Origin of the sequence: Photobacterium sanctipauli (assembly GCF_003026495.1) — a bacterium.
Classification (GTDB): Bacteria; Pseudomonadota; Gammaproteobacteria; order Enterobacterales; family Vibrionaceae; genus Photobacterium; species Photobacterium sanctipauli.
Window position 1 is genome coordinate 16200 of sequence record NZ_PYMA01000009.1, and the last position, 11536, is coordinate 27735.

The 11536-nt window shown below is 49.5% G+C and carries 13 protein-coding genes; 1 reads left to right on the plus strand and 12 read right to left on the minus strand.

The window, feature by feature from the left end; translation table 11 throughout:
- Positions 1 to 102: 102 nt before the first annotated feature.
- Positions 103 to 678, plus strand: a complete 576-nt coding sequence (locus C9I98_RS14525; RefSeq protein ID WP_036816403.1) for a UPF0149 family protein — start codon at positions 103 to 105, stop codon at positions 676 to 678.
- A 109-nt stretch (positions 679 to 787) separates the two neighbouring features.
- Here the strand turns inward: C9I98_RS14525 and nadA are convergent, their stop codons facing one another.
- From nadA to cydA, 12 genes are all read right to left on the minus strand, one after another.
- Entirely contained in the window at positions 788 to 1837 is a 1050-nt protein-coding gene (nadA, locus tag C9I98_RS14530; RefSeq protein ID WP_036819758.1) for a quinolinate synthase NadA, read from the minus strand.
- A gap of 151 nt (positions 1838 to 1988) precedes the next feature.
- Positions 1989 to 2735, minus strand: a complete 747-nt coding sequence (gene ybgF, locus C9I98_RS14535) for a tol-pal system protein YbgF (RefSeq protein WP_036819756.1) — start codon at positions 2733 to 2735, stop codon at positions 1989 to 1991.
- A gap of 18 nt (positions 2736 to 2753) precedes the next feature.
- Positions 2754 to 3284 carry a peptidoglycan-associated lipoprotein Pal gene (gene pal, locus C9I98_RS14540; protein WP_036819753.1) on the minus strand — a complete coding sequence of 177 codons (531 nt, stop codon included), beginning with the start codon at positions 3282 to 3284 and terminating at the stop codon, positions 2754 to 2756.
- A gap of 35 nt (positions 3285 to 3319) precedes the next feature.
- Positions 3320 to 4666 carry a Tol-Pal system beta propeller repeat protein TolB gene (tolB, locus tag C9I98_RS14545; RefSeq protein ID WP_036819750.1) on the minus strand — a complete coding sequence of 449 codons (1347 nt, stop codon included), beginning with the start codon at positions 4664 to 4666 and terminating at the stop codon, positions 3320 to 3322.
- A 13-nt stretch (positions 4667 to 4679) separates the two neighbouring features.
- On the minus strand, positions 4680 to 5723 hold the full coding sequence (gene tolA / locus C9I98_RS14550) for a cell envelope integrity protein TolA (RefSeq protein WP_036819748.1): 1044 nt from the start codon (positions 5721 to 5723) through the stop codon (positions 4680 to 4682).
- Positions 5724 to 5738: 15 nt separating this feature from the next.
- A complete protein-coding gene (locus C9I98_RS14555; protein ID WP_036819765.1) occupies positions 5739 to 6185 on the minus strand; it encodes an ExbD/TolR family protein in 447 nt (148 codons plus the stop codon).
- A 5-nt stretch (positions 6186 to 6190) separates the two neighbouring features.
- Positions 6191 to 6877, minus strand: coding sequence for a protein TolQ (tolQ, locus tag C9I98_RS14560; RefSeq protein ID WP_036819746.1), 687 nt, complete (start codon positions 6875 to 6877; stop codon positions 6191 to 6193).
- A complete protein-coding gene (gene ybgC, locus C9I98_RS14565) occupies positions 6874 to 7281 on the minus strand; it encodes a tol-pal system-associated acyl-CoA thioesterase (RefSeq protein WP_036819745.1) in 408 nt (135 codons plus the stop codon). The genes tolQ and ybgC overlap by 4 nt, the downstream gene beginning before the upstream one ends.
- Positions 7282 to 7575: 294 nt before the next feature.
- Complete coding sequence (gene ybgE / locus C9I98_RS14570; protein WP_036822154.1) at positions 7576 to 7878, minus strand: cyd operon protein YbgE; 303 nt, start codon at positions 7876 to 7878, stop codon at positions 7576 to 7578.
- Positions 7871 to 7981, minus strand: coding sequence for a cytochrome bd-I oxidase subunit CydX (gene cydX, locus C9I98_RS14575; RefSeq protein WP_036822157.1), 111 nt, complete (start codon positions 7979 to 7981; stop codon positions 7871 to 7873). The genes ybgE and cydX overlap by 8 nt, the downstream gene beginning before the upstream one ends.
- A gap of 11 nt (positions 7982 to 7992) precedes the next feature.
- Positions 7993 to 9129 (minus strand): cytochrome d ubiquinol oxidase subunit II, encoded by a 1137-nt coding sequence (cydB, locus tag C9I98_RS14580; protein WP_036822159.1) that lies wholly within the window; start codon positions 9127 to 9129, stop codon positions 7993 to 7995.
- A 17-nt stretch (positions 9130 to 9146) separates the two neighbouring features.
- The gene (cydA, locus tag C9I98_RS14585; protein WP_036822162.1) at positions 9147 to 10733 is read right to left on the minus strand and encodes a cytochrome ubiquinol oxidase subunit I; all 1587 of its coding nucleotides are present in this window, start codon (positions 10731 to 10733) and stop codon (positions 9147 to 9149) included.
- Positions 10734 to 11536 lie beyond the last annotated feature (803 nt).

The following is an 11536-nucleotide window of genomic DNA, read 5'->3' on the forward strand; positions in this document are numbered from 1 at the left end:
TAACACCGACAATACCAGCCTGTTACAATAGCAACATATTTCCACTGCAATAATCCGCAATGTGCCATTATTGAGTGATCCTGTTTATTTAGAGAGAGCCTTATGTCTTCATCTTTACGTGAGCTGCTAAACAACCCACAGCTAGCCGATCAGTTACTTTCTGAAGCCCAGACCCGTGGTTTTGTTGTTGCTATGGCGGCAGCACCCCATTTGATCAATCCAACCGAGTGGCTGGCATTTCTATGGGGCGGTGAAGAAAACTCGCCATTTGCTAGCCAGGAAGAGCTAGAAGCCTATGCCAATGAAATCGTGAACCTTTGGAACGAAAGCCGTGAAGCGTTGCTATCGGGTATATGGCAGTGGCCTGAAGGCTGCGCACTGGACGATAAAGAACTGGTGACCGCTAAAACGCGCGAGTTCTCTGAAGGCTTGCTTCAGGGCTGGCAGCTGGCACGCGACGACTGGGAAACAGTGATGCCTGAAGATAGCGAAGACAATGCCCTGCTTGGCGGTGTGCTATTGTGCTTCAGCTTGCTATACGATCCAGAAAACGCGATGGAAGCCCTTTCTCAAGAAGGTGCTGACGGCTTAGCGCAGTTCGAAGAGATCTTTGCGTCTGTGCCGAATATGCTAAGCGGCCTAACACTGCGTGCCTACTCTCTGGTTGAAGGCGCCTAAGCCAACAGCGAGCAAGCCGGTATATGCTTTACCGGAAACCGAATAGCAAAAGGCGACCATCATGATGGTCGCCGTTTCTTATGCTGCTATTAAGCGCTTAGCTTTGGAATTACTTCGTCGCTTGTAGTGTTGCCGCGAAATCTAGCATGCGGTTCAGCGGGATCAGTGACTTCTCGCGCAAGGCTTCATCAACGAAGATCTCATGCTGCTCGCCACCTTCTCGCAAGCCCTGCTCGATGGCTTTCAGGCCGTTCATCGCCATCCAAGGGCAATGGGCACAGCTGCGACAGGTTGCACCGGCACCGGCGGTTGGTGCTTCAATCAATTCTTTGCCCGGTACCATCTGCTGCATCTTAAAGAAGATGCCCTTATCGGTTGCCACAATAAGTTGCTGGTTAGGCAGTTCTTTCGCTGCTTTAATCAGCTGGCTGGTAGAGCCGACTGCATCAGCCAAGGCAACCACGCTGGCTGGTGATTCAGGGTGAACCAAGATAGCCGCATCCGGGTAGACATGCTTCATGTCGCGCAGCGCTTTGGCCGAAAACTCGTCATGAACAACACACTCACCTTGCCACAATAGCATTTCTGCGCCAGTTTGCTTCTGGATATAAGAGCCTAGATGGCGGTCAGGGCCCCAGATTATATCCTTACCCTCGGTTTCAAGGTGCTCAACAATCTCAAGCGCAATGCTAGATGTCACCACCCAGTCAGCCCGTGCTTTAACTGCCGCAGAGGTATTGGCATAGACCACAACAATGTGATCAGGGTGAGCATCACAAAACTCGGTAAACTTATCGGCCGGGCAGCCAAGATCAAGCGAACACTCCGCTTCGAGCGTCGGCATCAATACGCGCTTTTCAGGGGTTAAGATTTTTGCTGACTCCCCCATGAAGCGAACACCGCAGATCACCAGCGTTTGTGCTGGGTGCTGGTTACCAAACTTCGCCATTTCCAGCGAGTCACCGACAAAACCACCGGTCTCTTCTGCAAGAGCCTGAATTTCAGGGTCGGTGTAGTAGTGGGCAACAAGCACTGCGTTCTTTTCCTCTAGCAATGCTTTGATCTTTGCCTTGTACGCTTGCTGTTCGTCGACAGTCAAAGGTGCTGGCTTAGGTGGAAACGGGTAAACCATTTCTGAAGGGTCAAATGTTAGGCTCATGGCTCGATTGCTCTGTGTGCTGTCCTTATAACAATCCGGGCATTATACACTGCAATCAAACCAAGATACACGGGATCAAAAAAGGCCAGCAAGCTGGCCTTTTGTCTATCAAGTTAAAACCTCAGTGCTTCAAGCTATTAGCGCTGAGCTCTTAAAGGTTTTTAAGGTTGTTTTCCGCCTGGCGTGCGCTTGTTGAACCCGGGTAGCTAGAAATAACATCTTGGTAGTATTTCTTCGCTTCATCGGCTTTCTTGCTGCGCTCGGCAATGATGCCCAGCTTCAGCAATGCATCTGCTCGCTTGTTGGAATCCTTGAAGCTTGCAACCGCATTAAACTGCTCGCCTGCTTCAGACAACTGGCTTTGGGTGAAATAAAGCTGTCCTAACCAGTAGTGAGCATTCGGCTTATAAGCGGATTCTGGATAAGTGGTAAGGAAGCCTTTGAATGCCGCAATGGCCCCAGTGTAATCTTTCTCTTTCAAGATCAGGTTCACTGCCGACTCGTATGCTTCATTCTCGCTGACATTACCGGTATAGGTTTCAGTGGACTTGCTCTCTTCCGCTGGTTTCTCGGCAGCCTTTGCCGGCGCCTGACGGCTAAGTGCATCCACCTCGCGGTAAAGCTCTCGCTGACGCTCAAGCATCTGACTCAAGTCATAGCTGTTGCGCTCGACAATGCCTCGAAGTTCATCCATTTCGGTTGCCAGCTGATCCAGTTGCCGCTGCATATCCAGCTGCACCTGGTTGCGAGCCTCAATCATCCTTTCCAGACGTTCTAGGCTATCGCCCTGCGCACTGCTACCACTTAACTCAGTAACAGGAGCAGGTGCGGCGACCACCTGGGTCGCCGCACCAACCAGCAACGTTAATGCGAGACAACGCATTTTGTTACTGTTCATAATGTTAACCTTTATGGCTTAGTATACTAGAACCGAACGACGGTTCTTAGCGTAGTCAGCTTCAGTGTGGCCAAGCACTAGTGGCTTCTCTTCACCGTAGCTAACAATTGAGATTTGGCTTGAAGATACGCCTAGCGCCTGTAGGTACTTAGCAACTGCGTTTGCACGACGCTCGCCTAGTGCGATGTTGTACTCTGGCGTACCGCGCTCATCAGCGTGGCCTTCAACGATAACTTTAACATCGCTGTTGTCACGTAGGTACTCAGCGTGCGCTGTTAGCATGTCCTGGTAGTCAGGCTGGATTTCAGCGTTATCAAACTTGAAGTAAACAGTTTGCTCTTGACGTAGCTCCTGGTTACGGATTTCTTGCTCAGAAAGCGCAGCAGAACCAGACTCAACAGGTGTTGCAACTGTAGTTTGCTCAGTAGTGGTACCTGTGTTGGTTTCAGAAGCTGCAGAGCTATCCGTGCTTTCGCTTGAGCTACATGCCGCTAGAGTGAACATTGGCAGCGCAATTGCCAGTCCCTTTAGTACTTTATTCAGTTGCATTATTTTTTTCCTTTTTTATATCTAAATGCTCGAATTTACAGGAAAGGTCCCCAAGAAGGTGCCCTTACCCGACCGTTCGTTGCAGGTAATCGTGCTTTAAAACGCCCGTCGATCGACACCAAAGACAGCTCATTGGATTTATTATTCACTGAGCTATAAATCACCATACCGCCGTTTGGCGCAATGCTTGGCGACTCGTCCAAGAATGTCTTCGTTAAAATCTGTACCGCGCCGGTCTTCAGGTCTTGCTTCGCAATGTTGTAGCCAGCATCAGACTTATGAACCATCACCAGGAATCGTCCATCCGGTGTCAATTGTCCGCCGAGGTTCTGACTTCCCTGCCACGTCAGGCGCTGAGTCGAACCGTCAGCTAAATTTACTCGATATATCTGTGGTTTACCACCTCTGTCTGAGGTAAAGATCATCGACTCGCCGCTTGGATCCCAAAATGCCTCAGTATTGTTCGAACGACCGCGGGTGATCTGGGTCAGCTTTTTAGTTTCAAGATCTTTAATGTAGATATGCAAGCTGCCGCTCTTAGACAACACCATCGCCAATTTCTTGCCATCTGGCGAGAAGCGCGGGTTACCGTTGTGACGCGGGTAAGAGGCAATCATCTCACGGGTACCTTTATAGATATCCATGATAAACAGCTGAGCTTGTTGGTTTTCGAAGCTTACGTAAGCCAGCTTGCTACCGTCAGGCGACCAAGATGGAGACATTAGCGGTTGCTGCGACTTCAATACCAGACGCTCGTTGAAGCCGTCGTAGTCGGCCACGCGTAGCTGGTATGGGTATTTCGCCTTGTCATCAATAACCACGTAGGCGATACGAGTCAGGAAGGCACCCTTCTCGCCCGTCAGCTTCTCGTACACCACATCGGAGATACGGTGCGCATACTGGCGCAAGCGGTTTTCTTTCACCGTCGCACGGTTGTTGATAAGCAAATGATCTTTCGTCAGTACCAGCTCGCCATCGGTGAGGCCGCGGCTTTCACCGCTAGTTAACTGGCCGCGCACCACATCAACCAGTTGGTAGTGGATAACATAATTGCCCTCGGCATTGAGGCTGACTTTACCCGTTACCAGGGCATCAACACCCAAAGAGGTCCAAGCGTTGTAATCCACTTGCTCTTCGCTGTACGGGGTTTGTGGCATCTTGCTGGTTGCCACCGGCGAGAATTTACCACTACGGCGTAAGTCCGAGGCGATCACCGCCGAAATATCGGTTGGCATACTACCCTCGCCTTCCCACTGGAAAGGCACCACACCGATAGGTCGAGCAGAGTCGACACCTTCAGTGATCACCAGCTCTAGTTCTGCTTGTGCAACTTGGCTAAAACTCAGAAGAGCAATACACAAGCCCATTAACCAACGTTTCATAAAAACTCCTTTATCATTGTGGGCTTACAATCAGCCTGATACCGCGCAACCTTTCAATAACGGCAGGATCTTCTGGCATCGGGAATTGGCTCACTTTTACCACCGCCGCTTTCGCTGCGCGGCATAAGCTTCTATCGCCACCTTCTTCGGAGGCATCGAGCACCAACCCATTGGCTGATAAACGCATTCGGATCACACACTCCCTGCCGATAAAGCTCTGCTCTACCAGTAGGTTTTGTTGGATCATCTGAGTATAGATAGCACCATAGCGCTGCGTTTCGTCAGCGATAAACTGACCTCTCGCACCACCACGTTGTTCTGTTTCGGCTTCAAGCCCGGCAAACATGTCGCTCAGGGCCGCTTCTTGCTGGCGCTGAACTTCACGCGCTTCTGCGGCCTTGCGCTCCGCTTCTTGGCGGGCAGCTTCGGCTACTCTCGCCTCTTCTTCCGCTTTTTTCTTCGCCGCTATTTGTGCCTGACGCTCTTGTTCGGCACGCTTCGCTTCGGCTTCCGCCTGACGCTTGGCTTCTTCTGCCTTGCGCTGCTCGGCGATCTGGCGTTGACGCTCAGCTTCGGCCTTACGGGCAGCCTCTTGCTTAGCCTGACGCTCCGCTTCTGCTTTAGCCGCTTGTTCACGGGCAACACGCGCTGCCTCATCGGCTTTGCGCTTCTCTTCCGCGGCTTTGGCACGCTCTGCGGCTACACGCTTACGCTCTTGCTCGGCTTCGCGCGCTTCTTTCTCCGCCTTGAGCTTATCTGCCTTTAGCTGGCGCAAGCGTTGCTCTTCTGCCTGGCGCTGCTTCTCAAGCGCTTCGGCTTGTTGCTCCAAGCGACGGAGACGATCTTGCTCAGCTTGCTTGGCTGCTTCGCGCTGTTCGCGAATACGCTGCGCTTGCTGGTTCACCAAATTTGGATCAACCACCACCGCCTTAATCGTATTGCCCGCAGGCTTCGGCTCATTCATGGCGAAATCCGTTCCCCATAACAGTGCTGCGACCAATAAACCGTGTAATACCAACGAGATAATGATTGCAGTACTGTAATTATTATTTTTCATCCTGTACCGCCTTAATTACTGCTCCAAAGGCTCTGTCATCAAACCTACCGAGTCGACACCTGCCTGGTTCAATGCATCCAGGGTTTCGATAATAAACGAGTATGGTGCACGGGCATCACCGCCAACCAACACGGCAGAGCTCGGGTTCAATTGCAGCTCGGCACGCACACGGGTTAGCAGCTCGTTCAGCCCCAAGCCGCGAACCATGTCTTGGTTATCGACACTCAGGCCAAGGTGGCCGTCTTGGCTCACCTCAACGATGATAGGCGCACGTTCGTTATTATCCCCTGCCAACTCTGCGGCTGTTTTCGCCGTCGTTGTGGCCGGTAGATCAACATCCACCCCTTGGGTAATAAACGGTGCAGTTGCCATAAAAATAATCAGCAGTACAAACATGACATCAATGTAGGGCACCACATTGATCTCAGCCGTCATCTTGCGCTTCTTAGGTTGATAAGCCATACCCATTACTCCTGGTTAGAAGCGAACGCCTGACGGTGCAAAATGCTTGAGAACTCTTCCATAAAGGTGGCGTAGCTGTGCTCAAGCTTAGATACCTGGTTAGTTAGCTTGTTGTAGAACATCACCGCTGGGATCGCAGCAAATAGGCCCATTGCCGTTGCCACCAAGGCTTCTGCAATGCCCGGTGCAACCATCTGCAAGGTCGCTTGCTTAACAGCACCCAGCGCAATAAAGGCGTGCATAATACCCCATACCGTACCGAACAGGCCGATATAAGGCGAGATTGAGCCAACCGTCGCCAGGAAAGGTAGGTTGGTTTCCATTTCTTCTACTTCACGTGACAAAGCCACACGCATCGCACGGCCAGTGCCTTCCATTACCGCTTCCGGCGCCTTGCCGTTATTGCGGTGCAGGCGGGCAAACTCTTTAAAGCCCGCGTGGAAGATTTGTTCGGTACCAGTCAGGCTATCTTTGCGCGCTTCCACTTCTTGGTATAGCTGCGACAGGTCAACACCCGACCAAAAGCGGTCTTCAAAACGCTCAGCCTTGCCTCTGGCGTATGACAGAACTTGCGAGCGCTTAATGATCATCGCCCATGAAATGACGGACATAGCAAGTAGAATTAACATCACGATCTTCACCAGCAGGCTCGCCTGCAAGAACAGATCTAAAATCGAAAGTTCAGCTGTCACTTAGATATCTCCGACATAATTTTTTCTGGGATCTTGATAGGTTTGAGGGTATCAGGATGCACACAGGCTACCGTAATCAGTGCCTTGCACAAGATCTGCCCCTCATTGTTAACTAAAACCTGACAGAACTCGATAGCCACACGGCGTGAGTTATTCACCCATGTTCTTACGGTTAACTGATCGTCAAGTTGGGCACCTTTGAGGTAGTCAATATCAATGTGACGAACAACAAAACTGGCCTTTTCGGTAAATAAGTCGTTTAGACTGACACCGAGGCTTCTAAAGAGTTCCGTTCTTGCTCGTTCAAAAAACTTAATGTAGTTAGCATGGTATACCAGCCCACCGACATCAGTATCTTCGTAATAAACCGTGATTGGCCATTCAAAGGCATTGTCTTCGGTCATGATTTCCTACACTGAATTAACTGCCTGCTTTTCTAGATATTCAAGCGGCACCGACTATAAGTCGCTTACTATACCTAACTTAGCTAGCACATTGGAATTGCCCTGTGACTAACACTTACAAATGATTCATTTTTTTGACGTATGTGTCACTGGATTTTTATTATAGCGCGCCCACTATACGCATAATTGATGACGGTTTGCTGAAATTTCGTGCAAACAAAAAACCGCCCAGAGCAGTCATGCTCTGGGCGGTTGGGTATTTATCTCAGCGTAATTTGCTGATGTCTTAGTCAATTAACCAAGACGGAGCCACATGATATAAAGCAATATTGGCAACGACAGATATGGCGTGAAAAACACTTGCCAGTACCAGCGGCGCGGAACAAAACCGACACCGAACACCATTGCCGCGCAGGTTGCCCATATCATGGCTGGCGAGATCACAGGTCCAAATCCGCCAATCGCCTGAGCAAAGAGTGTGGGTTCCCAAATCACCAGCCCTGCCGTTGCCAAGGATAATACCAAGGCCAACAAGCGAAGTAGCGTAACGTCTACGAGCTGGTGAACACGCTTCACCCAGTGATTGAGATTACTCACTGGTCTCTTTGTCCATGTTTTCTGTTGCTTCAAGCCACAGCGCGTTGATGATACCGAATGAGCAAGCAAGCAGCACACCCAGGATCCAAGCGAAATACCACATAGTTTCTCTCCTTAGTACAGTGAGTTCTTGTTTTCTTCGATATATTTGGTATCAAGGCGACCAAACATCTTGTAGTAACACCATGAAGTGTACGCCAGAATAATTGGCACCATCACAGCAGCTACACCGGTCATGATGTTCAGGGTCAGCTCAGACGACGTCGCATCCCACATAGTCAGGCTATGTGCAGGGATCAGGCTCGAAGGCATCACGAACGGGAATAGCGCGAAGCCAGCCGTTAGGATGACACCCGCCATCGTCAAGCTCGACGCGATAAACGCAAACGCACCGCTATTTGCACGAGAAGCCAATACCGTAAAGATAGGCATTACCACAGCCAGTGCAGGAGCAATCCACAACAGTGGGTAAGCATCAAAGTTATTGAACAGCGCACCAGACTCGCGGATAACCTCTTTGGTTAGCGGGTTTGAAGGCGCGTTAGTTACGATTTCAGACGTGATCACATAACCTTCAATGCTCTGTGCCCAGAAGCCAGCAATTGCAAAACATACCGCCGTTGCTGCTGCCGTGAACATTGCCACGCGGCGTGCACGCTCACGGATAGCGTCGGTGGTTTTCATCTGCAAGTATGCAGCACCTTGGGTCGTGATCATCAGGATGCTCACGATACCGCACAGTAGTGCAAACGGATTAAGCAGGCCGAAGAACGAACCCTTGTAAGTTGGGATCAATAGTTCGCTTAGCTCGAACGGTACACCTTGCAGTAGGTTACCGAATGCCACACCGAAGATCACAGGCGGTACGAAGCTACCCACAAAGATGGCTTTGTCCCATGCTTCACGCCATTTTGGATCTTCAATTTTCGAACGGTAGTCGAAGCCAATTGGGCGCAGCCATAGTGCAGCCAAGGTCACGATCATCGCGAAGTAGAAGCCTGAGAACGCAGTCGCGTACACCAATGGCCATGCTGCAAACAGCGCACCACCAGCGGTGATCAACCAAACCTGGTTACCGTCCCAGTGTGGGGCGATAGAGTTAATCATTACACGGCGCTCGTTGTCTGTCTTGCCAATTACGCGAGACAGTACACCGACACCCATATCAAAACCATCTGTGACGGCAAAGCCGATGCAAAGCACACCGATCAGTACCCACCAGATGAATCGCAATACTTCATATTCAAACATTGCTTAAATCTCCCTGATTACGCTTCAACCTGACGCGATACCACATTCTGTGGTGCATCATTCGTTTCAAAGTGGTAGCGGCCAGTTTTCAGGCTGCTTGGACCTAGACGTGCAAACTTCAGCATCAGGTATACTTCTGCAATCAAGAACACGGTGTAAAGTGCAATAATTGCTAGCAAAGAAGTAATGATTTGAGAGGCTTCAAGATTAGAGGCCGCCATCGATACCGGTAGGATTTCACCTACAGCCCATGGCTGACGTCCGTACTCGGCAACGAACCAACCTGCTTCAACCGCAATCCAAGGCAGAGGCATACCGTAAAGCGCAGCTTTCAGTACCCACTTCTTCTCGGTGATCTTGTGACGGCAAGATTGGATGAATGCCGCACCAATGATACCCAGCATGATGAAACCACAAGCAACCATGATACGGAAGCTCCAGAACAGCGGCCAAACAGTAGGGATTGAGTCATCAGCAGCTTTTGCAATGTCTTCGTCTGTTGCGTCAACCACGTTTTCGGTATAAGGCTTAAGCAGGAAGCCGTAACCCAAGTCGTGCTTAACTTCGTCAAACGCAGCAATGTTTTCAGGGGTGTTCTCACCGTTACGAAGTTTTTCAAGCAAGCCGTAAGCAACCATACCGTTACGGATACGGACTTCGTGCTCGTCTTTCAGGTCACGTAGACCTGTTACTTCTGTGTCGAAAGAACGGGTGGCGATAATACCCATCACGTAAGGGATCTTGATCGCGTAGTCGGTTTCCATCGTTTCCTGGTTAGGCACACCAAACAGGGTGAAGGCCGCAGGCGCTTCTTCTGTATGCCATTCCGCTTCGATAGCCGCTAGCTTGGTTTTCTGTACATCACCTAGCTCATAGCCAGATTCGTCACCAAGCACGATAACAGAAAGAATAGATGCCATACCGAATGCCGCTGCAATCGCGAAAGAGCGACGTGCAAATGGGATATCGCGGCCTTTCAGTAGGTAGTATGAACTGATACCTAGAACGAACATCGCACCGGTTACATAGCCAGACGCAACAGTGTGAACGAATTTCACCTGCGCTACCGGGTTAAGTACCACTTCAGCGAAGCTCACCATTTCCATACGCATGGTTTCGAAATTGAACTCTGCACCTACAGGGTTCTGCATCCAACCATTCGCCACCAGAATCCACAGCGCCGAGAAGTTTGAACCAAGAGCAACTAGCCAAGTAACAGCAAGGTGCTGACGCTTGGATAGACGATCCCAGCCGAAGAAGAACAGGCCAACTAGGGTAGATTCAAGGAAGAAAGCGATAAGTGCTTCGATTGCCAGCGGCGCACCGAAAATATCACCTACGTAGTGGGAGTAGTAAGACCAGTTCGTACCAAACTGGAACTCCATGGTAAGACCCGTGGAAACACCAAGGGCGAAGTTGATGGCGAAAAGCTTACCCCAGAACTTGGTCATGTCCTTGTAGATTTGCTTTCCGGTCATTACGTATACAGACTCCATGATGGCAAGCAGGAATGCCATACCAAGAGTCAATGGGACGAACAAAAAGTGATACATCGCAGTTAATGCGAACTGTAACCGCGATAGTTCGACGATATCAGTGAACATTGAGAACTCCTTTTTTCGCCAGGCTGAATGGCGACAGTACTACAACACAGTGTACCGATGATTGGGCTTAGCAAAACGTAGCCAACGAAACCGCAATTTTTCACCTTCCTGGTTACCATTTTTGGGATAAAAAAATGGCATCCTTGATATGTTGCGATCCTGTACCAAATTAGTTAATTTGTTGTTAAGCTACAGCTAATAAAGTCATTGCTAATATTACTGACATTCCCCGTTTTGCTCAATGAATTTATCTCACAATTTGCTTTGATAAATATCAATAAACACTGCTCATTTTTTGTCCGACCGCATTTTGCTTGATTTGGATCAAACAAAACCTCAGCCCAAAGCAAGCTAAATAGAGGCTGATAAATTCAAGGTTTATCACAACCTCAACCGCCACATTCATTGCTTTTCATATTCTGTTTTAAAACGTCATAAGCGCGGTTCTATTACGTTAGAAAAACGGAACTAGCATCACGTGACGACTATCGCACCGCCCCCTTACCAGCGCCACTAACCCCTGTTTTTATAAGCCTGAACCCAATTCAAGCCACCAATTATCAATAAGAAAAACTAATCTGAAATCACGATTAAAATCTCTTTCGCCTTTATGCTAAATATCTATAATCAGCGGCAGAAACAGATTAAGTCGCTCAGACAGTAAAAGTGATGTTTTTGGCGAAAGGTATGCTGTTTCCCCACAGAGAATTTTGGAAAGTGAGGACAACTTTATGCGTCATTTTATTGAAAAACTAATTGCTGTTTACCAACCAAGTTTTAGCGAAATGTTCAAAAATCACGGC